The 26457-nt window shown below is 68.5% G+C and carries 23 protein-coding genes and 1 tRNA gene; 17 read left to right on the top strand and 7 right to left on the bottom strand.

The annotated features are described in order from the left end of the window. Window positions 1-604 precede the first annotated feature (604 nt). Window positions 605-1120 (top strand): hypothetical protein, encoded by a 516-nt coding sequence (locus tag Ssi02_RS17760; protein ID WP_204026829.1) that lies wholly within the window; start codon window positions 605-607, stop codon window positions 1118-1120. Window positions 1121-1420: 300 nt separating this feature from the next. Here Ssi02_RS17760 and Ssi02_RS17755 read toward each other — a convergent pair whose 3' ends face one another. Together Ssi02_RS17755 and Ssi02_RS17750 are read right to left on the bottom strand one after the other, a co-directional pair. After that, window positions 1421-1987 (bottom strand): hypothetical protein, encoded by a 567-nt coding sequence (locus Ssi02_RS17755; protein WP_204026827.1) that lies wholly within the window; start codon window positions 1985-1987, stop codon window positions 1421-1423. A 401-nt stretch (window positions 1988-2388) separates the two neighbouring features. Further along, window positions 2389-2988 carry a TetR/AcrR family transcriptional regulator gene (locus Ssi02_RS17750; RefSeq protein ID WP_204026825.1) on the bottom strand — a complete coding sequence of 200 codons (600 nt, stop codon included), beginning with the start codon at window positions 2986-2988 and terminating at the stop codon, window positions 2389-2391. 91 nt (window positions 2989-3079) lie between these two features. Here Ssi02_RS17750 and Ssi02_RS17745 point away from each other — a divergent pair, with 91 nt between their 5' ends. Then, on the top strand, window positions 3080-4309 hold the full coding sequence (locus Ssi02_RS17745; RefSeq protein WP_204026824.1) for a glycosyltransferase: 1230 nt from the start codon (window positions 3080-3082) through the stop codon (window positions 4307-4309). A gap of 972 nt (window positions 4310-5281) precedes the next feature. Here Ssi02_RS17745 and Ssi02_RS38770 read toward each other — a convergent pair. Then, window positions 5282-5419 carry a hypothetical protein gene (locus Ssi02_RS38770; protein WP_239128998.1) on the bottom strand — a complete coding sequence of 46 codons (138 nt, stop codon included), beginning with the start codon at window positions 5417-5419 and terminating at the stop codon, window positions 5282-5284. Window positions 5420-5812: 393 nt separating this feature from the next. After that, window positions 5813-5886 (bottom strand) — tRNA-Gly (locus Ssi02_RS17735). 111 nt (window positions 5887-5997) lie between these two features. On the opposite strand from Ssi02_RS17735, the gene dcd reads away from it, so the two are divergent. The 3 genes from dcd to Ssi02_RS17720 all read left to right on the top strand — a co-directional run bounded on the left by dcd (window position 5998) and on the right by Ssi02_RS17720 (window position 8448). Then, entirely contained in the window at window positions 5998-6573 is a 576-nt protein-coding gene (gene dcd, locus Ssi02_RS17730) for a dCTP deaminase (RefSeq protein WP_204026823.1), read from the top strand. A 258-nt stretch (window positions 6574-6831) separates the two neighbouring features. Then, complete coding sequence (locus Ssi02_RS17725; protein WP_204026822.1) at window positions 6832-7449, top strand: DUF47 domain-containing protein; 618 nt, start codon at window positions 6832-6834, stop codon at window positions 7447-7449. After that, the gene (locus Ssi02_RS17720; RefSeq protein ID WP_204026821.1) at window positions 7450-8448 is read left to right on the top strand and encodes an inorganic phosphate transporter; all 999 of its coding nucleotides are present in this window, start codon (window positions 7450-7452) and stop codon (window positions 8446-8448) included. It abuts the gene before it with no gap. Between the two features lie 270 nt (window positions 8449-8718). Here Ssi02_RS17720 and mshD read toward each other — a convergent pair whose 3' ends face one another. Next, a complete protein-coding gene (gene mshD, locus Ssi02_RS17715; protein ID WP_204026820.1) occupies window positions 8719-9624 on the bottom strand; it encodes a mycothiol synthase in 906 nt (301 codons plus the stop codon). 174 nt (window positions 9625-9798) lie between these two features. Here mshD and Ssi02_RS17710 point away from each other — a divergent pair, with 174 nt between their 5' ends. After that, entirely contained in the window at window positions 9799-11565 is a 1767-nt protein-coding gene (locus Ssi02_RS17710; protein WP_204026819.1) for a bifunctional metallophosphatase/5'-nucleotidase, read from the top strand. A gap of 50 nt (window positions 11566-11615) precedes the next feature. Here Ssi02_RS17710 and Ssi02_RS17705 read toward each other — a convergent pair whose 3' ends face one another. Then, the gene (locus Ssi02_RS17705) at window positions 11616-12332 is read right to left on the bottom strand and encodes a winged helix-turn-helix transcriptional regulator (RefSeq protein ID WP_204026818.1); all 717 of its coding nucleotides are present in this window, start codon (window positions 12330-12332) and stop codon (window positions 11616-11618) included. A 287-nt stretch (window positions 12333-12619) separates the two neighbouring features. Between Ssi02_RS17705 and Ssi02_RS17700 the strand changes: the two genes are divergently transcribed. From Ssi02_RS17700 to Ssi02_RS17675, 7 genes are all read left to right on the top strand, one after another. Continuing rightward, window positions 12620-12871: a ubiquitin family protein gene (locus tag Ssi02_RS17700; protein ID WP_204026817.1), complete on the top strand. Its 252-nt coding sequence runs from the start codon at window positions 12620-12622 to the stop codon at window positions 12869-12871. A gap of 102 nt (window positions 12872-12973) precedes the next feature. Next, complete coding sequence (locus Ssi02_RS17695) at window positions 12974-13657, top strand: LmeA family phospholipid-binding protein (RefSeq protein ID WP_204026815.1); 684 nt, start codon at window positions 12974-12976, stop codon at window positions 13655-13657. 88 nt (window positions 13658-13745) lie between these two features. Then, on the top strand, window positions 13746-14258 hold the full coding sequence (locus Ssi02_RS17690; RefSeq protein ID WP_204026813.1) for a sigma-70 family RNA polymerase sigma factor: 513 nt from the start codon (window positions 13746-13748) through the stop codon (window positions 14256-14258). After that, a complete protein-coding gene (locus tag Ssi02_RS17685; RefSeq protein WP_204026811.1) occupies window positions 14255-15157 on the top strand; it encodes an anti-sigma factor family protein in 903 nt (300 codons plus the stop codon). The genes Ssi02_RS17690 and Ssi02_RS17685 overlap by 4 nt, the downstream gene beginning before the upstream one ends. 133 nt (window positions 15158-15290) lie before the next feature. Further along, window positions 15291-15497 carry a putative leader peptide gene (locus tag Ssi02_RS39815; RefSeq protein ID WP_373870158.1) on the top strand — a complete coding sequence of 69 codons (207 nt, stop codon included), beginning with the start codon at window positions 15291-15293 and terminating at the stop codon, window positions 15495-15497. Between the two features lie 455 nt (window positions 15498-15952). Then, window positions 15953-16792 carry a sulfurtransferase gene (locus tag Ssi02_RS17680; protein WP_204026809.1) on the top strand — a complete coding sequence of 280 codons (840 nt, stop codon included), beginning with the start codon at window positions 15953-15955 and terminating at the stop codon, window positions 16790-16792. Then, complete coding sequence (locus Ssi02_RS17675) at window positions 16792-17091, top strand: DUF1416 domain-containing protein (protein WP_204026807.1); 300 nt, start codon at window positions 16792-16794, stop codon at window positions 17089-17091. Before Ssi02_RS17680 ends, Ssi02_RS17675 begins: the two co-directional genes overlap by 1 nt. A gap of 86 nt (window positions 17092-17177) precedes the next feature. Here Ssi02_RS17675 and Ssi02_RS17670 read toward each other — a convergent pair whose 3' ends face one another. After that, window positions 17178-17585 (bottom strand): hypothetical protein, encoded by a 408-nt coding sequence (locus Ssi02_RS17670; RefSeq protein WP_204026805.1) that lies wholly within the window; start codon window positions 17583-17585, stop codon window positions 17178-17180. 365 nt (window positions 17586-17950) lie between these two features. Between Ssi02_RS17670 and Ssi02_RS17665 the strand changes: the two genes are divergently transcribed. The 4 genes from Ssi02_RS17665 to Ssi02_RS17650 all read left to right on the top strand — a co-directional run bounded on the left by Ssi02_RS17665 (window position 17951) and on the right by Ssi02_RS17650 (window position 26398). Beyond that, window positions 17951-20128, top strand: a complete 2178-nt coding sequence (locus Ssi02_RS17665) for a hypothetical protein (RefSeq protein WP_239128997.1) — start codon at window positions 17951-17953, stop codon at window positions 20126-20128. Window positions 20129-20288: 160 nt separating this feature from the next. Further along, window positions 20289-23366, top strand: a complete 3078-nt coding sequence (locus Ssi02_RS17660; RefSeq protein WP_239128996.1) for an ATP-binding protein — start codon at window positions 20289-20291, stop codon at window positions 23364-23366. Between the two features lie 250 nt (window positions 23367-23616). Then, window positions 23617-24846 carry a Mur ligase family protein gene (locus tag Ssi02_RS17655; RefSeq protein WP_204026801.1) on the top strand — a complete coding sequence of 410 codons (1230 nt, stop codon included), beginning with the start codon at window positions 23617-23619 and terminating at the stop codon, window positions 24844-24846. Between the two features lie 862 nt (window positions 24847-25708). Beyond that, on the top strand, window positions 25709-26398 hold the full coding sequence (locus Ssi02_RS17650) for a type 1 glutamine amidotransferase (protein WP_204026931.1): 690 nt from the start codon (window positions 25709-25711) through the stop codon (window positions 26396-26398). The last annotated feature ends 59 nt before the right edge of the window (window positions 26399-26457 follow it).

Below are 26457 nucleotides of genomic sequence, written 5' to 3'. Positions count from 1 at the left end.
CGTGGCCGGCAGCAGCCAAGATCAACCGATCTGGCACAGATCTGGCACACAGGTGCGAAAGCACCCTGAAAACAATCAAGGCCCGGGTCGGGACGCAACCCCTGACCTGGGCCTTCCACGACCTGGGCGTATGTCGGTCCAGCACAAGCCGTCAGCCGAGAGCGTCGAGCAACTCGCGCTCGCGCCGGGCGCTGAGGCCGGCGCGTCTTGCTTGCGAGTCGTCAGTGCGAGGAAGATGAGGAAAGGCTCAGCTCTAGATCGCATTCTGGAGCTGGGGCTTTGATGCTGAAGCGGGTGACGGGAATCGAATCCGCGCTGTCAGCTTGGGAATCATCTACTGACAGAGATGATGTAGGTGAGCACTTCCCACCGGGGTCTGACCGTCTACTGACTGACTTCCTTGCTGCCCTGAGCTGGGAATACGAGGGTGCAGGTCAGAGCGGGTCGAGTCCCCGTGACTCACCGTGAGTGACTGCGGTGCCCCGCGTGTTCTGGCGCGCATTTAGCACGGGAAACTCGCTCGCCGTCCATCACTTGAGGGCAACCTGATTGTGCTGCCGCTGGTAGGCGGTCTTGTCGGTGACGGAGTCTATGCTTCCCGGCCATGGCCAGAGATGAAACTCCAGTCGTGCAGGTCAAACAGATGGATGTGGAGGTGGATTACAGCCAGGTTTATCTCGTGGATGAGGGGTGTGAAGCGTACGGCCATTTTGCTGATATGCCGAGCCGTCCTGTGGGGATCATCCGAGTGGAGAAAGGCAACGCCCTCCTGATTGTGGGCCTCCAGTGGGGCGAGGTGGAGTTCACGGTGGCTGTCGCCGATCGGGATCCGGGGGCTGACCTCGATGGCTACGAAGACATCGTCGAGATCAGCTACGAGTCCCCGTCGGGCCGGCTTTCGCTGCAGGAGTGGGGAGGGGGGAAGACACATCCTCTTCCTCCGCTGCCCGCAGGCCCCGGAACGTATCGTTTGCGATACCACGTAAGAGGTATGGATGAAGAAGTCTCGCTCGAAATAGGTAGTCACTACTTCATACAGATCTGGCCTGAGCCGCCATGCGATCCCGTTGTGCTCAAATCTACGAGTTCATCCTTCCAATATTGGCTGAACCCTGGATGATCTAGACAGGTTGCCGTGGAATAGGGCGAGCTGCATTGTCAGCTTGGGAAGTCTCGATCGCCCCGACCACATAGGGAGATTTGCCACCGCCAGGCAATTGTGAGGGCGAGGTCCTGTGGGCCGGGGCTGGAGCTTCTCTTCCCAAGGTGCAATCATCGGCTCATGACGTTGATCAGAAAGGGCCATGCCGCGTAGGCGCCCTTCGGAGGTTCGCTCACGGGGATCGGTGTGCGCGACCCACAGAGCTTCGATCCATCAGGTTCCCGGCCCAGCGGCATTGAACGTCTGGGATGCATCTAATCAGCACTCTGGTGGATCTCCGCCGACCGTGTGCAGGGCATCGATGTACCCGCCACCGACGTCGAGCCGGGTGATGTCCGTTGTCTTGTTCGTGGAGTAGGTGAATGCCCAGTTCGCCGCCGGCCCGATCTCCTGCAGACGCAACCGCTTCTTCCGAGTGATCCCATGAGCGCGACCGATGTAGCAGACATGTGGATCGATCTTCTCGATGTAGACAGCCATGAGAGGAAATGCCTCGGTCAGCGTCCCGATCAGACCTGCGGTGGAATCAAGGTCGACCCCGGCCGGAGAGTGGACGCACTCCCCGCGCAGGGCGAGAACACGATGGGTCATCGCTGCACCCTTCCAGCCCGATCGCGTCGCGTGCTTGATGTCGTGGAGACGTATGGCTGAATGGCCATCGAGATGAAGTTCGTCGGAGATGGTGTGCAGAAGTACCCACTTGCGGCCGATGCCGACCACGTAGGCGTCGAACCGATCCGCACAGTCGATCTCGCGGCTGACTCTCACGGGTTTGCCGGAACGTCGTGCTCTTTTCAAATCCTGGAGGATCGCCTCTTTAGCCATGATCGGGATCGTCCCATTGCGTGCATCTGGTGCTCATCTGGTTTTTGAAAACAGCCGGGACGATCCGGCGAAGAACGCGATGCCGGTCGCACTCCTGTCTGGTTGCGCCGGCCGCCCGGCTCCAGGGCGTGCTTGAAGAGGGTCGCGCACGAACTCCTCGCGGTGCACGTCGCCGTAGCTCGCGCCATGCGGGCGTCGAATCGTGCTGTCAGTTTGGGAGTCGGCTCCTGGTGTGGGTGGGCTGAGCTGGGAAAGCAGGGGTGCAGGTTGGCGGGGCACGGTTCCCTGTGAATCCCCGGGGATGACCGGGGTGTTCGGGAACGGCCGAAGGCATGGATCATCCCGCGCATATTCCGCACACCTATTGGTCGGCTATAGCTCGGACCGGCCGGAAATTCCCGCTAGGACCATCGCCCCGGGCGGAGCCGCGCCAAGTGGTAGTCGAGCAACGCCGCGACCTCCTCGGGCGTGTAGTGCCCGACCAGAGTGGCGTTCACGGTGCCCTGCGCGAAGGCGTACAGGATGCTCGCCTCCTTGTCGGCATCCAGTTGGGCGGCGAGCTGCCCGGCGGCCTGAGCGGCCCTGATCTGCTCGGCGAGGAGCGACAGCAGGAGCGGCAGCCCGAGCCGCATCGCGGCCGCCTGGTCGTCGTCAACCACCGAGCTCGCCTGGAACGCCAGCCCGATGCGGTTCAGGTAGCTGCGCTCGTCATCCAGCGGCAACAGCTCCCGCATGGTCTCCCGCAGCAGGTCGAGTGGCGTGGACTGGCGCGCGGCCACGGCTGCCACCCGGGCCCCGATCCAGACCGCGATGTGCTCCAGCGCCAGCAGCAGCATCTGGTCCTTCGTCGTGACGTAGTACTGGACCGCCCCCATGGACATTCCGGCCTCGGCGGCGACCTCCCTCAGGCTGACGTTCTCCATGCCCTTGTCGTGGATGATGCGGTGCACGGCCTCGGCGATGTGCCGCCGCCGGTCGTCGTGGTCGACGATCTTCGGCATGCCCCACCTTTCTCATGCGAGTGCATGGTAAAAGCTTACTGCGCCGTTTATCATACGACTGCATGACAAAACGAGATGATGGGTGATGCGGATGCGCGTTCTGATCATCGGGGTCGGCACGCGGGGGAACGTGGCGCCGTACACAGGACTGGGAATGCGTTTACGCGAGGCTGGGCACGAGGTGGCCGTCGCCGCGCACGAGCCGTACGCGGAGCTGGTGACTGATGCGGGCCTGGATCATCTACCTCTTCCCGGAGACCCGCTCTCCGCACTGACCGGCCGCTTCTCCATCAGCGCGTTCAAGGAATACAGCGAGCAGCTCATGGAGGGCCTGACCGCGATCGCCGAGCAGGAGGCCGACCTGCTCCTGCTCGGCATGGCGGGCGCGCCGGGCTGTCATGTCGCCGAGGCGATGGGCGTGCCGAGCATGGGGGTGCACCTGCAGCCGATAGACCCCACGGGGGACTTTCCGCCGCTCCTGAGCCTTTTCCGCCGATCGCTCGGACGGTGGGGAAACCGCAGGGCGGCCCGACTCGCGTTCGAGGTGCCCGCAGCCGGCCCGATGCTCGCCGGAATGAGCACAAAGATGCGGACCCGGCTCGGGCTGCCCCCGATGACTCCACGCGCCCTCTACCGGCGTCGGGAGAGCACGCGCTGGCCGGTCTTCCACGGGGTCAGCCCGCTGGTACTGCCGCGCCCCGCCGACTGGCGGCCAGGGCTGGAGATCACAGGTTACTGGTGGCCGCTCCGGCCGCGAGGCTGGCAGCCGGATCCGGTGGTGCGCGACTTCCTGGCATCGGGGCCCACACCGGTCTTCGTCGGCTTCGGGAGCCTGGCGGGCGCACGGGCCGAGCAATACACGGAGCTGGCCGTGCAGGCGCTGCGGCGGGCCGGGCTGCGCGGCGTGTTGCAGACCGGCCTGCGGGGACGCATCTCGGACGACGTGCTGGCGGTCGGCGACGTACCGCACGACTGGCTGTTCCCCCGCATGGCCGCCGTCGCCCACCACTGCGGCAGCGGCACCACCGGGGCCGGGGTGCGGGCGGGGGTGCCCGCCGTGGCTGTGCCGGTCATGAACGACCAGCCGTTCTGGGCGTCCAGGCTGACGGCACTCGGCGTGGCCCCGGCCGCGATCCCGTGCCGCCGCCTGACGCCCGCACGGCTGGCCGCCGCGCTCACCACCACGATCACCGACCCGGCCTATCGGCAGCGGGCCCAGGCCCTGTCGGTCCGCGTCTCGGCAGAGGACGGTGCGGCGCCCGTCGTCGAGGCAGTGAACCAGCTCCAGGTCACCCGCGGGCCCGGCCGCCGAACAGGGTGACAGCCGCCGAACATCCAACAACTTTGGCTAACCAGCAGAAACAGCGCTCCGGATCGGTATGCCGTAGGTACGGCAACGCGCTCAACCTATGGAGCTGACTGGTCAACCCGCGGCAGCGATCGGCGTCGCCGTGGCGGGGGAGGATCCTCGGCGACCCGCTCGGCGCGCGCCCGGCCGGGCTGCGGGCTAGGTCGACCACCGCGGCGATCCACGCGCTCTGCGTGTGCGCCCACCCCAGGCCGTCAGGCTGTGGCGTGAGGACGATGAGGGGGACGGCATGGCCGGCGGGCTGGGTTCCGGTGGGCTGGTCAGGCACCAATGGCCCGTGAAGATCAATCATCCCAGAGAACAATCAAGGCCGGGGTCGGGAGTCACTCTCCTACCTGGGCCTCATGTTGAGTAAGCAGGTGAGCAAGCGCGAGAGCAAGCATGTGTGGAGCGGGTGACGGGAATCGAACCCGCACTGTCAGCTTGGGAAGCCTCTAGCGCGCTTGATAGCTGACCTGGCAGCACGGTGAACTGCGGGGGAATGCAGGTGTCGACCGTGGTTCCCCCCGAGTCCCCCTTGATCGCCTTCCTGACGGGCACGCAACGGGCACGGGGCGAGCCATCGACCCCAACCGCATTAGCCGCTCGGGAGATCGGCGTGCAGGACAGTCCTACCTGGACCAACCTCCCTCCCCCGATCCGCCTGGAACACACTGGTACGGCGGTGAACTGCAACCTAAACTGCGACCAGGAGGCAGCGAGTAGCCACGGCTCCGTATGAGTCCCCTCTTGGTCTCCTCACTGACGGGCATGCAGCGGGCACGAGGCATGGGGCATGGCTTCTGCTCCTCGCGGCATACCTATGCTCGTATGGCCGGGCCGAGGAAGGACCGTCTCCACACGGTCCTGTGGACGTCGGCTCGGCCGAGCTAGACGTCGGCGTGGATGTGCTCGCGCTGTGTGCTTTCCCGTGTGACAGCGGTCTCAGAGTTTGTACAGCTTGTTGAACGGTGTAGTGATTCGTTCCTGCCGTGATCCGAAATCGACGACCACGGCGATCTCGTCTTCTACAGCGACGACGACGCCGAGACCATACCGATCATGGGTCACTTGGTCGTTCACGCTGAATCGCTCGGCAGGTGGGGCGGGGGGCGGGGGCTTGAAGGGACTTGTGGGCAGGTGGCGACGGGGCGCGCCGCTGGCTGACTTCATCTCCACCAGTATGTGCCGCCTGTTAGAACGCTCGCGACGGAACATGGAAAGGGCCCTAAAAATGACCAAGGTGCGAGTCTAGATCAGCATCCTGACCTGGGCCTTCGCGCGTGGAGCGGGTGACGGGAATCGAACCCGCGCTGTCAGCTTGGGAACTGGAAGGATCGCGGCACGTGAGGGCTCCGAGCTGGGCGGAAACCCGGTCGTGAGTGACCGTGACTGACCCCTCGTTACCCTGTCCAATTGCAAAAAAGCCAGGTTGGGTGACCATCCCTGACCTGGCTCTTCATGTTGAGTAAGCGCTGGAGCGGGTGACGGGAATCGAACCCGCGCTGTCAGCTTGGGAAGCTGATGTTCTGCCATTGAACTACACCCGCATCGGCCGACCCCGGAGGCTCGGTCGACCACTACTGTAGCGGAAACCGGCAGGGCTGTGGGATTGGAGTTCGGGTCGGCGGTGGGGCTGCGGGGTTGGTAGGTTGCGTCACGTGCTGCTTTCCGATCGTGACATCCTCGCTGAGATCAAAGCTGGGCGGGTAGGGCTTGATCCGTTTGATGTGGGGATGGTCCAGCCGTCCAGTGTGGATGTGCGCCTTGATCGTTTCTTTCGGGTGTTCGAGAACCACCGCTACCCCCACATCGATCCGTCGGTCGAGCAGCCCGATCTGACAAGGATGGTGGAGCCGGAGGGGGATGAGCCGTTCATCCTGCATCCGGGGGAGTTCGTGCTGGCGTCGACCTATGAGGTCATCCGGCTTCCCGATGACATCGCGTCGCGGCTGGAGGGGAAGTCCAGTCTGGGGCGGTTGGGGCTGCTGACGCATTCGACGGCCGGGTTCATCGATCCCGGTTTTGAGGGACATGTCACATTGGAGCTCTCCAACGTGGCGACGCTGCCGATCAAGCTCTGGCCGGGGATGAAGATCGGGCAGCTCTGCATGTTCAGGCTGAGTTCGCCGGCCGAGCACCCGTACGGCGCGGCCAAGTACGGCTCTCGCTACCAAGGGCAGCGTGGCCCGACGCCGTCGCGGTCGTTCCTTAACTTTCATCGGACGATCATCTAGGCGGGTGCATACCGGTCAGAGTGGGTCACCTCACCTCACTGTGTGTCAAAAGCCACTCTGACGTGCGCATCCTCGACCGGCAAAGCGGCGATCAAGGCTTTTTCCCGGGGGTGGCGCGGCCGGTATCGGCGCACCACGGCAGGGTAGTGACAGCGAGAAGAGAGGGTGACATCCAGGAGATCGGAGGGTGAAGTTCGCATTTCCGCTGGTAACCCGTACCCTTCTCTGCGGACTATCCCCGCACATCTGGAGTACGACGTGCGCCTGCGTCTCACGCCCCGTGAGGACAGCTACTACGAATTGTTCGCTTACTCCGCGAACAACCTCGTGACTGCGTCACGGCTGCTGGTGGAGATCATCAGTGATGGGTCGGACAGGGAGGCTCTCGCCGAAAAGATGCGCGCGTGCGAGCACGCGGGCGACGAGCGGACCCATGCGATCATGAATCGCCTGAACGAGAGTTTCATCACACCGTTCGATCGCGAGGACATTTATCGCCTTGCCTCGAACCTGGATGACGTCATGGACTACATGGAGGCCGCGGCCGACATGATCGTCCTGTATCAGGTCGAGCACCTCCCGAAGGAGGTCGTTCGCCAGGTCGAGGTGCTGGAACGCGCGGCCGAGTTGACCGCCGAGGCGATGCCGAGGCTCCGGTCGATGAAGAATCTCACCGAGTACTGGATCGAGATCAACCGGTTGGAGAATCAGGCCGACCAGGTTTACCGCCGGTTGCTCGCGAGGCTCTTCGGCGGTGAGTACGACGCGCTGACCGTCATGAAGATGAAGGACATCATCGAGCAGCTTGAAATGGCCGCCGACGGCTTCGAGCACGTGGCGAACACGATCGAGTCGATTGCGGTCAAGGAAAGCTAAGTGGAGCTCGCACTCGTCATCGGCGTCATCGTCGTGGCGTTGGTCTTTGACTACACCAACGGTTTCCATGACGCCGCGAACGCGATCGCGACCTCGGTCTCGACTCGTGCGCTGACCCCTCGCGCCGCACTGTTCATGGCGGCTGCCATGAACTTCATCGGTGCCCACCTGGGCACACAGGTCGCGCAGACCGTCGGTAAGGGGATCATCGATCCCCCGGACGGCTCTCACGGTCTCATCATCGTGGGCGCCGGTCTGGTCGGCGCGATCACCTGGAATATGGTCACCTGGTACTTCGGCCTTCCCTCCTCCAGCAGCCACGCGCTGATCGGTGGTCTGATGGGTGCCGCCATCGCGGCGTCCACGACAGTCCACTGGGACGGGGTCGTGGAAAAGGTCGTTATCCCGATGATCCTGTCTCCGCTGGTGGGCTTCTCGCTGGCCGGGGCGATCATGATCGCAATCTATTGGATCTTCCGCAAATCACAGCCGGGACCGGCGAACCGCGGGTTCCGCTACGCGCAGACGGTGTCGGCCGCGGCGATGGCGCTGGGGCACGGCCTGCAGGACGCGCAGAAGACCATGGGTGTGATCTTTCTGGCCCTGGTGGTCGGCGGTTTCGCCGGCCCCACCGATCCCATTCCGCAGTGGGTGATCCTCGCGGCGGCGGCCGCGATTTCCCTCGGCACCTACGCGGGCGGCTGGCGGATCATGAGGACTCTGGGGCGGCGCATCATCGCGCTGGATCCGCCGCAGGGTTTCGCCGCAGAATCGGCGGCGGCGACGGTGCTTTACGGCGCCGCCATCGGTTTCGGCGCCCCCATCTCGACCACTCACACCATCACGAGCGCCATCATGGGCGTGGGCGCGACGAAGCGCCTGTCGGCCGTGCGATGGGGCGTGGCGGGCAACATTGTGTTCGCGTGGATCCTCACGATTCCCGCGTCCGCGCTCGTCGCCGTGCTGACCTACTACCTCTTCCACTGGATCTTGGAATAGTCACGACCGAGGCGCACGAGGCGGGTGGAGGCCACGTGGGATCGTGCCCACGCTATGGACCCCGCTCATAAGCGCTCCAAGGATCCCCACAAACGAACCGTACGGCGGAGCCCGAGTCACCTGGGCTCCGCCGTACGCGTTTATCCGTGGTCCGGCAGGAGGGCAGCCGGGGGTGGTCGTGTCACCTGGGGTCCGCCGTAGGCGTTTATCCGTCGCCCGGCAGGAGGGCAGCCGGCGGGGCCCGTGTCACGCAGGCTCTGCCGTACGCGTTTATCCGCGGGTGTACATCACGTCGGTGTCCCACCGGGCGAAACCGAGGGATTCATACAGCCGGACCGCGGCGGCGTTCTCCTCGTCCACATAAAGCAAGACGTTGCCGAGGCCGCGTGAGCGCAGGTGGGCGAGGCCGGCGAGGGTGAGGGCGCGGCCGAGGCCGGTGCCCTGTTCCGCGGGGTCGACGCCGACGACGTAAACCTCGCCGATGGGGTCGTGGGCGTGTTCGCCGTCGCCGTGGGTCTTGGTCCAGTGGAAACCGACGAGTTTCCCTTCGCGCTCGGCGAGGAAGAAACCGGCGGGGTCGAACCAGGATTCCTGTTCGCGGCGTTCGAGGTCGGGGCGGAGCCACGCGCCCTGTTCGGGGTGGGAGGCGAAGGCCCGCGCGTTGAGCGCGATCCACTCGTCCTCGTCCTGCCCGGGGACGAATGTGCGGACCCGTACGCCCGGGGGGATGGCCGGGGTGTCGAGAGGGGCGAACAGGGAGCGTCTCATCTGCCACAGGGAACGGGCGCGGGTGAGGCCGTGGGCGGCGGCCAGGCGGGCCGCGCCAGGGTGGTCGCCGTGGGCCCAGAGCCGCAGGCGTCCGCCGGCCAGGTCGAGGAGGGAGGACAGCAACCTGTGGCCGTGGCCGCGCCGGCGGTGCGCGGGGGCGATCACGAGTTCGCCGCTGGGGCCCTCGACGGGGTCGGTGGGGTCGAGGTGGGCGAATCCCACCAGCGTGGGACCGTCGTAGACGAGCACGGCCTTGGCCCGTTCCTCGCCGCCGTACCTCAGGTGCAACATGACATGCTCGTTGAGCGGTCGTACTCCGTCGCTTTCGGTCGCGGCCTCGACCAGCGACAGCACCGCGGTCACCTCGTCGTCGCCGAGCCGCCCTCTGGTCTTCACGTGCACGTTCATAGTGGAAGACCCTATGCTGCCTGATCTGCGTCTGACGTGCGGGTTACGGGGGGTCTGTCGCCTGGCAGCGGATGCGAGAATCCTTCAAATAGCAGAAAACGCCATCTGATCATCAGATGAATCGTTATCTCTCGGGCATTACCGAGGTAGATCCTCAATCTAGTGTCGGGGGTCATGACGTCACGTTCTTTGCTCCGGGTCGTGTTGTCCGGAGCGGTGGTCGCGAGCGCCCTCGCCCTCACCACCGGACCCGCCGACGCCGGCCAGAAGGCCCCCCGGACGGTTCCCGTCCGACTGCTGTCCCTGAACGACTTCCACGGCCACCTGGAACCCCCGACCGGGTCGGCGGGCCGCATGGTCGACGAGCACGGAGCGACGGTCGAGGCCGGCGGAGCCGCCTACCTCGCCGCCCACCTCGACCGCCTCGACGACGCCAACACCCTGAAGGTCGCCCAGGGCGACCTGATCGGCGCCACCCCGCTGATCTCAGCGGCCTACCACGACGAGCCGTCCGTGGAGTTCCTCGGCAAGGTCGGGGTCACCGTGGCCGCCGTCGGCAACCACGAGTTCGACGAGGGCTACTCCGAGCTCAAGCGCATCATGTACGGCGGATGCCACCCCGTCGACGGCTGCTCTCCCGCGGGCGAGTGGAAGGGCGCGGACTACGACTACATCGGGGCCAACGTCCTGTTCAAGCAGCCCGGCGCGAACGCCGAGAAGACCGCTCTCGACCAGTTGAAGGACGCCCCGAGCCGGCAGACCACCCTGGTGCGGCAGTTGCTCCGCGACTACGGCATCCCGGCCCTGCCCCCGGTCAGCATCCGCTGGAAGAACGGCGTGCCGATCGGCTTCATCGGCCTGGTGACCAAGACCACACCGTCGATCGTGACGTCCGAGGGCATCAAGGATCTCCGCTTCATCGACGAGGTCAAAGCCGCCAACGTCGCCTCGAAGCTGCTCAAGCTGGTGGGAGTCAAGGCTCAGGTCGTCCTGGTCCACGAAGGCGACCAGGTCACCCCGAATCAGTCGCCCGACGCGTGCAGTGCCGTACCGGGTGAGGGCAACCGCATCGCCACCCAGGTCGACCCCGAGATCGACATGGTGCTGAGCGGACACTCCCACCAGGCATACCTCTGCCAGCTGCCCGACCCTGCGGGCCGCAACCGCCTCTACAGCCAGGGCGGCTCCTTCGGCCGGGTGATCACGCAGGTCGATTTCCAGGTGAACACCCGCAGCCGCGACATCGTGCGCGAGAGCGTCGTGGCGGACAACCACGTGGTGACCCGTACGGTGACCCCGGACCCGCAGATCGTGAACTTCGTCCAGACCTGGAAGGACCGCGTGACCCCGGTCGCGAACCGGCCGGTCGGCAACATCAGCGCCGACATCACCCGCGCGCCCGCCCCCTCCGGCGAGTCGCAGCTCGGCAACCTGATCGCCGACGCCCAGCTTGAGGCCGCGAAGACCGGCGGGAACGCCGAGATCGCCCTGATGAACCCCGGCGGTGTGCGCGCCGACTTCACCTACGCCCCCGACGGCGTGGTGACGTATGGCGAGGTCTTCACGGTGCAGCCGTTCAACAACTTGACGCAGGTCGTGACCTTGACCGGCGCGCAGCTCGACGCGCTGCTTGAGCAGCAGTTCCAGGTCAACAGGATTCTGGCGCCCTCGGCCTCCCTGACGTACACGATCAACCGCGCACTCCCCCTTGGATCGCGCGTGTCGAACATCGCGATCAACGGGCAGCCGGTGACCGAGACGCAGCAGATCCGGGTGGCCGCCAACAACTTCCTGGTCGGCGGGGGTGACGGCTTCTCGGTCTTCACCCAGGGCACCGACCTGTGGAGCGGGCCGCTGGACATCGACGCGCTGGTGGCCTATATCGGCGCGAGGTCGCCGGTGGGGCCGCCCGCGGTCGACCGCATCACCGTGGCCGGATAGGAGAGCAGAGGATGGGTCCGCTCCCGGGAGAGGGCGGGCCCGTCCGCGCTCTAGCGGTGTGAGGGGGCCGTGTGGCGGTCGTCGCTCTGCTCGCCCCGGTCGGGGACGAACCGGTAGCCCACGTTGCGCACCGTGCCGATGAGGGCTTCGTTCTCGGGCCCGAGCTTGGCCCGCAGCCGCCGCACATGCACGTCGACCGTGCGGGTGCCGCCGAAGTAGTCGTAGCCCCACACCTCTTGCAGCAGCTGAGCGCGCGTGAACACCCTTCCCGGGTGCTGGGCCAGGTATTTGAGCAGCTCGAACTCCTTGAAGGTCAGGTCGAGCACGCGCTTGCGCAGTCTCGCGGTGTAGGTGGCCTCGTCGATCGACAGGTCGCCGCTGCGGATCTCGTCCGGCGTGTCCTCGACCTGGGAGCTGGAGAGCCGGCCGAGGGCCATGCGCAGCCGGGCCTCCACCTCGGCCGGGCCCGCGGTGTCCAGCAGCACGTCGTCCACGCCCCACTCGGCCGTCATCGCGGCCAGGCCGCCCTCGGTCACGATGACCATGAGCGGGCAGTCGATGCCGGTGGTGCGCATCAACCTGCACAGGCTCCTGGCCTGGGCCAACTCCTTGCGGGCATCGACTATCACGGCGTCGGCGGGTGGCGCGTCGATCAACGCCGAGGCCTCGGCGGGGGCGACCCTGACCGAGTGCAACAGAAGTCCGAGCGCCGGGAGCACCTCGAAGGAGGGCTCGAGGGCATTGGTGAGGAGTAGCAGGTTGCTCATTCGGTCACCCCACTGGCCGCTGCCGTCATGGACGCCATGGCCGGGTAGGTACGCTCACTCACATCGGCCCCCTTCCGGATGGCGCAGGCCGTGAAACACATAAGGTCCTACAAACACGTAAAGGACCCGGGGGCTACGTCGCCCAGGTCCCGTATAGCTGAGGATAACCCACCTGAATTACGGGACCGGTGAGTGGCCGCACGATAAACACGCACCGGCTGTTGCTTCCATGTAAGCAGGTCCGCACTTCCCAACGAAGCGTGACGTGAGGATTGGTGAACTCCCACATGCCCAAAGTGACCATTCGCTACTGGGCGGCGGCCAGATCCGCGGCCGGCACCGCCGAGGAGGTGTTCGAGGCGGCGACGCTCGCGGAGCTGCTGGGCGAGGCCACCCGCGGCCGCGCCGACCTCGCCCGTGTGGTCGGCCTGTCGTCGCTGCTGATCGACGGCGCGCCTGTGGGCACCCGCGATCCCGCCGCGATGGTGCTCCAGGAGGGCGCCGCGATCGAGGTGCTACCGCCGTATGCCGGAGGGTGAGGCCCGTGCGCCGGAGGGCGCGCGGTGATTCAGGCCGCGTCGGCTCGGGCATTTGTACGTGACAGATAAGGTACGCGGAGGCATTCCCCCCGAAGGAGCCCGATGCGCAAGCTGATCGTAGGCCTGATCCTGCTCGCCATCGCGCTCGCCGTGGTCGACCGCGTCGCCGTGTCGGGCGCTCAGAGCGAGATCGCGCGGCAGATCGCCGCCTCCTACAACCTCAGGGGCGAGCCCGAGGTGACCATCGAGGGCATCCCGTTCCTCACCCAGGCCGTCTCCGGCCGCTACGACGAGATCAAGCTCAAGACCGGCCCCATGACCCAGCGCGGGGTCCGCCTCAAGGAGGTCGAGGCGACCCTCTACGGCGTCGACGCGCCCCTCCTGGCCCTGATCCAGAACGTCGGGCGGGACAAGATCCGCGCCGACAGGGTGGTCGGCAGCGTCGTGATCAGCCACGACACGCTCAAAGCACGCGCCCCCAGCGGCATCGAGATCAAGGGCGAGGGCGACCGCCTGAGCGCCTCGGGCGATGTGGTCATCGCCAACGTGAAGGTGCCGGTCAAGGCGTTCATGAAGTTCCAGGTGATCAAGGGCGGTATACGGCTGTCGCCGGAGGACGTGACCCTCGCCGGGGGCATCCCCGTGCCGGAGAACGTGACCAGGTCCCTCACCTATGACGTCCCCGTGCGTGACCTGCCGCTCGGCCTGCGGCTCACCGACGTGCGCTCGGTGCCCGAGGGCCTGCGCGTCAGCGGCGAGGCCGAAGACGTGGCGCTGCGCGGGTAGCCGGGACTTTCGATAGAGATCTGGCGAGCAGGTGAGAGATTCCCTGGAAGGGGCTGAACCGCTGCGTCGGGAGTTACGTCGTGAGGATGTGAGCCCAGCAGGAACCGCCGACGAGCAACTGATCAAGGCGCTCTTCGACGACCATGCCGGGCCTCTCTACGGTTACGTGTTGCGACTGACGGGTGACACCGGACGAGCGGAGGACGTGGTGCAGGAGACGCTGCTGCGGGCCTGGCGTCATCCAGACGCGCTGGCCGGCAAGCCGATCCGGGCCTGGCTCTTCACCGTCGCCAGGAACCTCGTCTTCGACCAGCACCGCGCGCGCAGGTCGCGCCCGCAGGAGACCGGCGACGAGGCTCTGGCCGTGATGCCCGCCGACGACGAACTGGAGCGGGCCGTCGAGTCCTGGGCGGTGGCCGAGGCCATCGCCGCGCTGCGACCGGAGCACCGAGAGGTGCTCATGCACGTTTACTACCAGGGGCGTTCGGTCAGGGAGACCTCCGACGCGCTTGGCATTCCACCCGGCACGGTCAAGTCGCGCACCTACTACGCGCTACGCGCGCTGAAGCTTGCACTGGAGGAGCGGGGGCTCGCGCCATGATGACCTGCGAGGAGGTACGGCTGTCGCTCGGCGCGCATGTCCTTGGCGCACTTGAGCCCGACGAGGCCGTGCTGGTCGAGGCGCATCTGGCCGAGTGTGAGGCGTGCGCGGCCGAGTTCGACGAGCTCGCCGGGGTCTCCGACTTGCTGGCCCGGGTCGGGCGGGTGTCCGAGCACGACGTGGCGCAGGTGGCGAGCCCGCCGGCGGCCGTGCTCGAGCGGCTGCTGAGCGCGCGTGCGGCCCGCCGGCGCAGGTCGCGGGCGCTGCTGTCGCTGGCGGCCTCCGTGGTGCTGCTCGCGGGCGGCGGCGCGGTCTGGGCGGTCATGGGGTCGCAGACCTCCACCCAGACGGCTTCCTCGGACGCGCCCGCCGTGTTGTCGGCCCCCTCGTCCGCGGAGGCCTATGCGCACAACCGGGCGCAGGACGCGGAGAGCGAGGCGGCCACGGCGCCGCGGGACGCCGAGAACGCCCAGAAGGCGTTCACGGAACCGCCGGGCGCCGGGTCGGGCGGTCCGCCTGAGACCGCCGAGAAGTCGGCCAGGGGCCCGCAGACGGCCGCGGCCACACCGGCGCCCCTGCAGGAGAGGGCGGCGGACGCCGCCGGGGTGCCCGGCGAACTGGTCAGGTCGGGGCGGTCGGGCGACGTGCGGGTCACCGTACGCGCCTCTCCCACGCCGAGGGGGGCCGACATCGCCGTGTCGCTCGCCGGGGTGGCGGCAGGGGAGCGGGGCCGCCTGATCGTGGTCGGCGCGGACGGGAAGTCCGAGACGGCGGGGTCCTGGGTGGTGAAGAACGCGGACAAGGGTGTCTATCAGGGGGCCACGTCGATCACGCCGGAGTCGATCACGCGCTTCGAGATCCACGGGGCCGACGGCCTGCTGGTGTCCGTGCCGCGCTGAGGCTGGTGGCCGTCCCGCGCTGAGGCGGCGTCCCCCGGTGACCCGGCAGATCACAGTTTGGGCCGCTTGCGAACCGGGCGGTCCGCCAGGGCCCCGAGCGACGCTGCCCGGGAACCCGGCAGTCTCGACAGGTATGGGGCACCGGGGACAAATCACCCCTAAAGTGGACGGGAAACCGTCTCAGTGGCCAGAATTTTATGTCTCACTAAGCGGACAGGATGTGACAGACGGCGAGACGCCATGTAGTCTCATGGCCATGAATCCCTGGACAGAGCTGCTCACCAAGCGGCGCGCGGTTGATTTCTGCCGCGTCGCCACCGCGCTCTGTCGCGCTTCCTAAAGGGCGATCCGTGCGGCTTTGAGCCGCATCTTCGACAAGTCCCCTTCAGGAGCATCCCGCGATGCAGGTTGATCCCAGAGGCCCCAGCCGTTCAGCGGCGGTGACGATCGCACACCCCGGCCCACCAGGTCCGGGCCCGCGTGGCCATCACCGCCCACGACTCCGTCTTCCTGCCGAGCATCTCCGATCTCTCGCCTTACGGTCCCCTCGCCGCGACGCCGCCGGGCGCGCGGAGACGGGGCTCGCGAAGCCGCCGTGTTTCGCGAAGGCGGTGGGCCTGGTCTTCCCAAGGCGCAGGTCTCGTCGGGTACTTCAAGGAGACTCCGCCGCCCGCGCACCGCGCGCGTCGGCAGCCGCCCTTCCGACCGCCGCCGTCGGCACCCGCCCCGGCTGCGAAACGTATCTGACCAATCGCCGTTCACTGCCCACCGCAATCCGATAACCGGAGGATTCTCATGAGCCGCTCCGCCGTCCTGGTGGATGCCGACTGGGTCGAGGCCAACCTCGACACCGCTGGTGTCGTTCTTGTCGAGGTCGACGAGGACACCAGTGCCTATGACAAGGGCCACATCCGTGGCGCCGTGAAGATCGACTGGAGGCAGGACCTCCAGGACCCGGTCCGCCGCGACTTCGTCGACAAGGCCGGCTTCGAGGCGCTGCTGTCGGCTCGCGGCATCGCCAACGACGACATCGTGGTGCTCTACGGGGGCAACAACAACTGGTTCGCCTCCTACGCCTACTGGTACTTCAAGCTTTACGGCCACGGCGACGTGCGCCTTCTCGACGGCGGCCGCAAGAAGTGGGAGCTCGACTCCCGCGAGCTGGTCAAGGACGTCGTGGAGCGCCCCGCCACCACCTACACCGCCAAGGACCAGGATCTCGCGATCCGCGCCTTCCGCGACGACACGGTGCAGGCCATCGGCAAGCTCAACCTCGTCGACGTGCGCTCGCCCGACGAGTTCACCGGCAAGCTGCTCGCCCCCGCTCACCTGCCGCAGGAGCAGGCGCAGCGCGCGGGCCACGTGCCGACGGCCCGCAACATCCCGTGGTCGAAGGCGGCCAACGACGACGGCACCTTCAAGTCCGACGAAGAGCTCAAGAAGATCTACTCCGAGGCCGGTGTCGACTTCGGCAAGGACACCATCGCCTACTGCCGCATCGGCGAGCGCTCGGCGCACACGTGGTTCGTGCTGCACGAGCTGCTCGGCCAGGCCAATGTGAAGAACTACGACGGATCGTGGACCGAATACGGCTCGCTCGTGGGCGTGCCGATCGAGTTGGGAGAGGCTCGCTGATGAGTGCTCAGGGTTGCGCTGCTCCGGAGCAGACTGTCGCGCTTCCGGCCGGGGTCGATCTTTCCACCCAGGCCGTGATCCAGGGTGTGGTGACCGGCGCCGGCACCGCTTACGCCCGCCTGCTGGACGGCGCCGGTGAGTTCACCGGCGAGGTCGTCGTGTCCGACGAGGGCGTCTTCCGCTTCTTCGCGGCCCCCGGCGACTGGACCGTCCGCATCATCGCGGGTGGCGGTGTCACCAAGGACATCAACGTGGAGGCCCGCCTCGGCGAGGTCTCGCAGCTTCAGGTCGCCGTCTGATCGCATCGATCGAGCGGGCCTGATCGGCACCGGTGAAGGCCGGCGTCCCCTTAGGGGGGCGCCGGCCTTCTCGTCGTCCTGGGCCCCTAGCCGAAGACGAACCACACCGCCACCCCGATCGCCAGGACGATGAGAAGCCCCAGGAGGATCAGAATGGCGGTGGTAGGGCTCCCACCCCTTCCGCGCCTCCTGGAGCCGCCTCCGGCGCGCTGAGGGATCGCCAGGGGGCCGGTGCTGGAGGTGTCCCGGGCGGCGTGAGCCGAGGCCACCTCGAACGGCTGGGTGGACGCCGAGCGCATGTCGACCGGTTCTTCGGCGGGCTCGGCGGGCTCGACGGTGATGATCGCGTCCGGCGGCATCGGCGGTCGCGGGGGCGGCAACCGGGGCGGTGCCCGGTGCGGCTCCTGGTCCTCGTGCGGCGGACGGGCCTGATGGGGTGAGGGGGCCTGCGCCGGGGGAGGCACCTTCTGCCGGGGTCTTCCGTCAGACGTCACCGCGGGTATCGGCACCGTCGACGGATCGTTGGCCTCGGGGCGATCCGGGGGTGGCCAGACCAGGGTGTCGGGCCGAGGCTGTCTTCTAGGGGAAGGGGTGAACCAGGAGGAGTCTGCGGCGGCCGGTCGGGACCACGCGCCCGTCCTGTCATGTTCGCTGCTCATGCGGTCCTCTACCTCGAAGACGTCATGTAAAGGGATGGTAATGGGTATGGGTGCCACCATCCGCCGCATTGATCCTCGAAGTAGGTCCCGAGCTCTTTGATCGCTGAGAAATCTGGCTAGTTGGTCAGAACTCTGCCCGAATGGGAGGTGTACCTCTTACGCTGTCACGGAGGCGGAGTGGCTAATGCGGCGGAGGGCCGGTGGCGGACGTGCGTCCCGAGCATGCGCAGCTCCAGGCGGACCGCATCTACCTGGGCTGGCAGTATGTCTTGCCATACCCTGACCCGGGCCCGCCGCCCAAGCGGCCGTCCCCGGGTGAGACCCCTGCGGAAAGCGCCGATCCCGAGTGGGCCCGCCGTGCCCACATGCAGGAGCAACTCCTCAACCGCCCCGTGAAGGTCTTCCGCGGATTCGTCGCGGTCGTCGCCCTTCTCATTCTCATCCTCGCCATTATGGGCAGCCTGACCTGGGCTTTCGCCATCATCGGCCTCGTCGCGGCGGCGGGCGTCGCGATGATTTGCAGTTTCGCCATCCGCCAGGGCGATCTCGCCCTCCGCTACCGCATGCGCGAGCGCCAGGCCCAGGTCGACCGCAAGCGCGAGGTGCGCGACCGCGAGCTCTACCAGGCCCAGGAGGAGCACGCCCAGCGCTACCGCGAGTGGCAGCGCCGCAAGGAGCGCTTCGACCGGCAACTGAGCTGGTACGCCGTGGCCGTCCCGGACGAGATCGACCGCATCGACGTCGCCGGCGGCACGATTCCCGGCTGGTCGGCCCTCGTGACCCTGATCGGGGCCACCCGCCTCTACAGCGGCGGCCACCTCACCGTGCTCGACCTGTCCGAGGGCGCGATCGCCAGCGACCTGATCGAGCTCGCGCGGCGGGGCGGCGACGATCCGCTGGTCTGGGTGCTGCCCACCGACCTGCCGCGGCTGGACCTCGGCGCGACCCTCGCCCCCGAGGCCTTCGCGGACGTGCTCGCGCACGTGGTGAGCGTCAGCGAGGAGCACCGTACGACCCGGGACCTCTCCTTCGACAACGCCATCCTGGAGCGGGTCCTCGAGGTGCTGGGGGAGAACGCGACCATCAACCAGGTCACCGCGGCCCTGCGGGCACTCGCGCAGGTCGGCGACCCGCGCCGGGACCTCGGCTCCGGCCTGCTGACCCCGGAGCAGTTCGAGCGCATCGGCACGCTGTTCGGCCGCGGCGTCAGCGACCGCGTGGTGATCGAGCGCGCCTGGGCGCTCGAATCGCAGCTGCGCAAGCTGGAGACGCTCGGCTCGGAGGCGGTACGGCTGCCGCCGGCCCGTTTGCGCGTGGTCTCGATGGACCGCCAGGCCGGGGTCTTCGGCAACCGGGTGCTCGGCACATATGTCGCCACCGCCCTCACCCACATCCTTCGCCAGTCGCCCACCGCCGGGCGGCCCTGGTATCACACGCTCATCGTCGCGGGCGCCGACAAACTACGCGGCGACGTCCTTGACCGCCTCATGGACGCCTGCGAGACCTCCCGCACCGGGCTCGTGCTCACCTACCGCTCGCTCACCCCGACCGTGCGGGAGCGGCTCGGCCGCGGCCACGCGGCGGTCGCATTCATGCGCCTCGGCAACGCCGAGGACGCCCGCGTGGCGAGCGAGCACGTCGGCACCGAGCACCGGCTGGAGCTGGCCCAGCTCACCGAGACCATCGGCGCGTCCGTCGCGGGCGGCCTGTCGGCGGACTACACCTCCACCATCGGCCTGGCAGAGGACGGCGGCGACGAGCGCGACGTCGACCCGGCGGATCTGAAGGAGGACATCACCGAATCCACCGAATGGGGCCGCACCTCGACCAAGATCGAGGAGACGGAGCGGGTGCTCCAGCGGTCGCGGGAGTTCCTCGTCGAACCCCACCAATTGCAGCAGCTCCCCACCACCTCCGTGATCGTCACGGACGCCACCGCCAGTGGCCGCCGCGTCCGCCTCGCCGACGCCAACCCGGCGATCCTCGCCTTCCCCAAGACCACCCTCGCGGAGTTCGAGGACGTCACCGACGTCCCGCAGATCCCCACCGTCCCGCCGGAGCCCGAACGCCCGGTCACCCGCCGGCATGAGCGTGTCTCGAAGTCGGCGCCCACCCCGCCCGTGCCGCCGCCCGCCGCGCCCGAGATGCCCGCCACTGAGACACGCGCCCCGGCGGACGAAGTGATCGGCGATGTGCTGGAGGACCGGTTGGATGAGCGCGCCGACGACCGGCACGACGACCTGTACGACGACAGGCCGGCCGACCGGCTCGACGATGGATTCGACGACCGGCTCGACCACCGCCTTGACGACGACGACCCGCCGCCGCCCAACCTGGGCCCGCCGCCGCCCCGCCTCGACTGGCGCAGACGGAGATGAGGGCATCTGCCGGATTCGTTCGACCACGACGGTGGTGCCGATGTCATGAGTCTGAGTAATGGGACAACCAAGAGGCGTGTGAGAGCTTGATCGTCGCAAGATCGTAGTCCGGGGGCCGGAGCTGTCCCCGATCGATGGCGGGAGTCCAATGCAGCCAAGTGTGCCCCCGGGAGCGCCCAGTCCGCCCTCGGCTCTGCGCGGGCCGTGGTTCCGCGTTCAGGCGGTCACCGCGCCCTCGCGCAGCTCGTCCGCCGAGTGGGACTTCGTGACGGTGCTGCCCGCCGTGCTCTCCTCCGCCCAGCGCGACCGGGCGTTCGTCATCGGCTGGTTGTCGCGGGGCGCCGGCGCCCCGCTCGAGCTCATCACCAACGCGGGGCCGCTGACCCCGCCCCGCCCGCCGCGCCGCTCGGCCGCTCCCGCCCTCGACACCCGGCCCGCCGGCCCCCAGCCGCTGCTGTTCCCCGGCGGGGCGCGCGGCGTCCCCGTCGGCGACGAATGGCTCGCCGACCTCGCCGACCTCGTCTGGACCCCGTGCCCCGGCCGCCAGGCCCCGCCGCTCGCCGGCCGCCGCGAGTCCGACCCCGACGAGCTCACCCGGCCCACGCTGTTCGAGTCGACCCTCGTCACGCTGATGTCGCGCCCCTTCGCGTGGATGGTGGTGGCCGAGCCCACCGACCTGCTCGACGCCGAGGTGGCCGAGTTGCGCACCCAGCTCGACGTCCTCCGGCTGTACGGCGAGGCCTCCGAGAGGTCGCGCTTCAACGCCGAGCGGGCCGAGCGCCGCATGCAGGAGCTCGACGCCTTCCGCGAGGCCGGGTTGTGGAACGTGCGCGTGCTGGCCGGGGCGGCCAACCTCGACGAGCTCCGGCAGATCGCCCCCGTGCTGGTGGGGTCGGTGGAGATGAGCCACCACCCCTACCGCCTCGGCACCGCCCTGTCCGGCCTGCGCGCGAACGGCGGCGAGCGCACCGAGCGCGTCTACGGCCTGGCCGAGGCGCTAGCCATCACGTTGAAAGAGCCGTCCGAAGGCCCGGCTTCGCCGTTCGCCGCGACCGCGGGGGCGCTGGCCGCGCTCGCGGGGCTGCCCCGCCGTGAGGTGCCGGGTGTGCGGGTGCTCGACGCGGGTTACTTCGACGTCACCTCCGAGGCCGACGTCTCCACCGACGAGGTCGTCGATCTCGGCGCCATCGTCGACGGGCAGGACCGCGAGGTCGGAACGTTCCGCGTGCCCCTCGCCTCCCTCAACCGGCACGCGTTCGTCACCGGGGCGACGGGCTCCGGCAAGTCGCAGACCGTGCGTCACATGCTCGAACAGCTCACCGCCGCCGGCATTCCCTGGCTTGCCATCGAGCCCGCCAAATCCGAATACGCCGCCATGGCCGGGCGGATCGAGCATCTCGCCCCGCTGACCGTGATCAACCCGTCGGCGCCCGACAACGTGCCCTTCAGCGTCAACCCCCTCGAACCCGAGCCCGGCTACCCCGTGCAGGCGCACATCGACATGGTCCGGGCGCTGTTCATGGCGGCCTTCGACGCCGAGGAGCCCTTCCCGCAGATCATGTCGTTGTCCCTGCAACGCGTCTACGAGGCCAACGGCTGGGACGTCGTGACCGGCGGCGGCGTCCCCGGTGCGGGCGTCGGCCCCGCCGTTCCCACGCTGGAGCAGCTCCAGGCCCAGGCCATGGACGTGATCAAGGAGATCGGCTACGGCAGGGAGGTCCAGGCCGACGTCGAGGGCTTCATCTCCCTGCGCCTGCGCTCGCTGCGCGTCGGCTCCGCCGGGCGCTTCTTCGAAGGCGGCCACCCCGCCGACATCGGCGGCCTGCTCCAGCGCAACGTGGTGCTCGCCATCGAGGACGTCGCCAACGACGAGGACAAGGCGTTCCTCATGGGCACGCTCATCATCCGCATCGTCGAGCACCTGCGCATGCGAGCCCGCCAAGAGCGGTCGACCGGCCTCCAGCACGTGATCGTCATCGAGGAGGCCCACCGCCTCCTCCGCGACCGCGGCGCCGGGCGCGCCTCCACTCACGCCGTCGAGCTGCTGGCCGGCATGCTCGCCGAGATCCGGGCATACGGCGAAGGCATCGTCGTCGCCGAGCAGATCCCCACCAAGCTCGTGTCCGACGTGGTCAAGAACACGGCCCTCAAAGTGGTGCACCGCCTGCCCGCCGAGGACGACAGGCACCTGGTCGGCGCGGCCATGAACCTCAGTGAGGAGCAGTCGCGCCAGGTCGTCTCCCTCCAGCCGGGTGTCGCCGCGGTGTTCGCCGACGGCATGGACCGGCCGCTGCGTGTGCGTGTGCCGCTGGGGGAGGGGCGCGAGCGGCCGGGGCTCGGGCCGATCCCGCCGATCCGGGGCCGCCGCTCGGCCGGGTGCGGCGCCGAATGCCGCGACGGCAAGGCGTGCACCCTCTTCGAGCTCCGCGAGGCCGACCTCCTCGCCGACGCGCCCGAGTGGGCGTGGTTACGCATCTGGACCGACACCGTCGTGCTCGCCTTCTGCACCAACCGCAGCCTGCCCGGCGTGCCCCGCGCGCTCGCCGAGCTCTGGGCGGAGCCGCCCACCAGGCGGCGCGAATGCCTGCTCGCCACCCTCACCGAGCGTGCGGTGACCCGCCGCGCCTGGTCCCTGCGCACGTGGTTCGATCCGTCGTTGCTCACCCAGAAGGCCACCGCGACCGCGGCGGCGCTGCTCGACCCCGGCGGCGAGGGGCCGCAGGCGGGTGACCGGCTCGGCCCCTCGTGGGTGATCCCGCAGGTGCGGTGGCTGCACGAAGTGGACAAACTCTTCCCCTTCGGTCACCCCGCCCCCGATCTGCGCAGCCCGGCGCCGACCCTCGACTATCCGCTGTTCGGCACCGACGCCGCCGGACGGCCCCACCCCCGCCGGCCGGTGCCGGGCGTGGCCACCGCCGACGACCACGTCGAGCTTCTCGGTCACCGCGCCCGTGCCCTGCGCCACCACCCGCTGTCCATGGAGATCGAACGCAACCGCGTCGTCGCGTGGCGGGTCATCCTCGGCGACGACGAGCACGAGATGGTGCAGGAAGACATCATGACCGTCGCCCTCGGCGTCGAACCGGCCGGCCGGACCCGGCACGTGGCGCAGACCATGGGCGCCGGGTGGGTGGAGACCGTGCTGAGCTGGCCGCGGCGGTTCGTCATGCCCTTCGACCACGAAGGTGAGCGGGAAACCGAGATCTCGTTCGCCGAGAGGAACGGCGAGGCGGGATGATCCGTGCTCACCGGCCATGCGAGATGTTCCGTACTCTCCCTCGCTCGGCGGGGAGCGCACTCCCGCCGCCGCGCCATCGAATCCGTCCGCGTCCGGCCTGTCCGGCGTGCGGGCGGCGAGGACGCGCACGCGCAACCTGCCGTACGATCGGCGGAGTGTGCCGCGAATCCGGGAGATCCACAGTGGGATCGTGCCGCTTCTCTTCCCCTAGCCCCATGAGGCGCGGGGCCGCAATGTTCAGGGAGTGCAGATGAGCCAGCTACCCCTGCGGGCGCAACTCGCCAGCGCCCTCGGACGCACGGCGGCCACGCTGTCGCGGGTCACCGGGCGCGGCGACGGGTCCGTGATCGGCGGCCGGGTCGGCCTCGTGCTCGAACCCGACCTGCTGCGCAAACTCGCCCGCGACCGCAAGCTGGCCCTCGTCAGCGCGACCAACGGCAAGACGACGACCACCCGGCTGATCACCGCCGCGCTCCAGGAGCTCGGTGAGGTCGCGAGCAACGCCTTCGGCGCCAACATGCCCGCCGGCCACGTGTCCGCGCTCTCCCAGGCCAAACACGCGCCCTACGGCGTGCTTGAGGTCGACGAGAAATACCTTCCCGAGGTGCTCGCCACGACCGAGGCCGGGGTGCTCTGCCTCATGAACCTCAGCCGCGACCAAATGGACCGTGCGGCCGAGATCTGGCTGCTGGCGCAAAAGTGGCGACGTGCCCTTGAGGGCAAACCCGCTCATGTCATCGCCAACTGCGACGATCCGCTGGTCACCTGGGGCGCCTCCACGGCGGCCAAGGTCACCTGGGTCGCCGGCGGGCAGCGCTGGAAAGAGGACTCGTGGTGCTGCCCCGAGTGCGGCGGTCCGCTCGACCGCAAGAACGCCGACTGGGCGTGCCGCGAATGCACCTTCCACCGGCCCGAGCCCGACTGGCACCTTGACGACGACGCCGTCATCGACCCCTATGGCAACCGCATCCCGCTGCAGATCGAGCTGCCCGGCCTCGCCAACCGCTCCAACGCCGTCATGGCCCTCGCCGTGGCCGACGCGTTCGGCCTGCCGGTCGAGCGGGCCCTGCCCCGGCTCCGCACCGTGCGCTCGGTCGCCGGCCGCTACACCACCGTCGAGCGCGACGGCCGTCAGGCCCGGCTTCTCCTGGCCAAGAACCCCGCCGGGTGGCTGGAGGCGTTCGACGTCACCGACCCCGGCCTTCCGATCATCCTGTCGGTCAACGCTCAGGGCCCCGACGGCCGCGACACCTCGTGGTTGTGGGACGTCGACTATCGCATCCTGCGCGGCCGGCCCGTCTTCGTGACCGGCGAGCGCCGCCTCGACCTCGCGCTCCGGCTCGACGTCGCCGAGGTGCCGTTCCAGCTCTGCGGCAGCTTCGGCGAGGCCATGGCCTCCCAGGCCCCCGGGCGGATCGATGTGATCGCGAACTACACGGCTTTCCAGCAGATTCGATCGGAGTTCGGGCGTGCAGTCTGACGGTGGATACGGCAACGCCGGCCCATACGGCGGGTCCGAGCACGACGACCCCACGGTGGCCCGCCGCCTGCCCGACGGCAGGCCGGTCAACGGGCACATGTTCGGCGCCCCCGCCGAGCAGCCGCAGCCGGGAGGGCCGCAGCCGGGAGAGCAACCGGGTTATCCCCAGGCCGGTGTGGACCATGGTTATGCTCAGGTGGGCCAGACCGGTGGTTACGACCAGGGGGGCTACCCTGCGGGCGGCCACGCGGGTCAATACGAGCAGGGGCAGGCGTCCTACCCCGGGGGATATGACCCGCACGCCGGTTATCCGGCGGGGGGTTATGAGGCACCCGGTCACGGTTACCCGGGTGAGCACCAGGCTCCCGGCAGTCACGCCCACGGGCATTCGCAGCCCGGCCACGAGGGTGGCTATCAGGCTTCCGGGCACACGCCCGGCCACGACCAGGGGCATGCTCAGGGTGGTTACCCGGGCGAATATCAGGCGCCCGGTTATGAATACGACCAGGGGCACGCGCAACCCGGCTACGACCAGAGCCATGCCCAGCCCGGCTACGACCAAGGACACGCGCAGCCCGGCTATGACCAGGGGCACGCGCGGCCCGGCTATGACCAGGGCGGCTATGACCAGGGCGGCTATGACCAGGGACATGTCCAGCCCGGCTATGGCCAGGGCGGCTACGACCAGAGTCATGCCCAGCCGGGCTATAACCAGCCGCATGCCCAGTCCGGTTACGACCAAGGGCACGCCGCCGCCCAGGACTCCTACCCCGATGGATATGCGGCCGACAGTTACGAGGCCGCCCACCCCGAGACGACGGCCCACTCGGGGACCAACAGTGGCGGGGAGAGCGTCCTCCGCCTGGTCTGGGTCTATCCCGACCTCCTGAGCACATACGGTGACCAGGGCAACGTGCTCGTCCTTGAGCAGCGGGCCCGCGCCCGCGGCATCCCCGTCGAGATCGTGCACGTCCGCTCCGCCGACCCGGTGCCCGAGGGGGGCGACATCTACCTGATCGGCGGTGGTGAGGACCGTCCGCAGATCCTCGCCGCCGACCGCCTGCGCCGCGACGGCGGGCTCCACCGTGCCGTGGGACAGGGCGCCGCCCTGCTCGCGGTGTGCGCCGGCTACCAGATCATGGGGAGCGCCTTCGGCGGTGAGGAAGGCCAGCCCGTCGCGGGCATCGAGCTGCTCGACATCTCCAGCACGCGCGGCCAGCGCCGCGCCGTGGGCGAACTCGCGGCCAACGTCGACCCGGCCCTTGAGCTCCCCACGCTGACCGGCTTCGAGAACCACATGGGCGTCACCCACCTGGGTCCCGGCGTGCGGCCGCTGTCCCAGACCGTGGTCGGCACGGGCAACGGCGACGGCACCGAAGGCTGCTACGCCGGCAAGGTCGTCGGCACCTACCTCCACGGCCCCGCCCTGGCCCGCAACCCGGCCCTCGCCGACCTGCTGATGAGCTGGATCGTCGGCCCCCTGGCCCCCATCGACGACGGGTGGTACAACCGCCTGCGCCAGGAGCGCCTCAACACGGTGATCCCGACCTGACGAACGGCCTCGCAATCCCTCACCCCGCGCCCCTTGGGGCGCCGGGCGGGTGAGTACGG

The organism is Sinosporangium siamense, from assembly GCF_016863435.1.
In the GTDB taxonomy this organism is placed as follows: Bacteria; Actinomycetota; Actinomycetes; order Streptosporangiales; family Streptosporangiaceae; genus Sinosporangium; species Sinosporangium siamense.
This window is presented reverse-complemented; position numbering and strand designations above follow the sequence as displayed.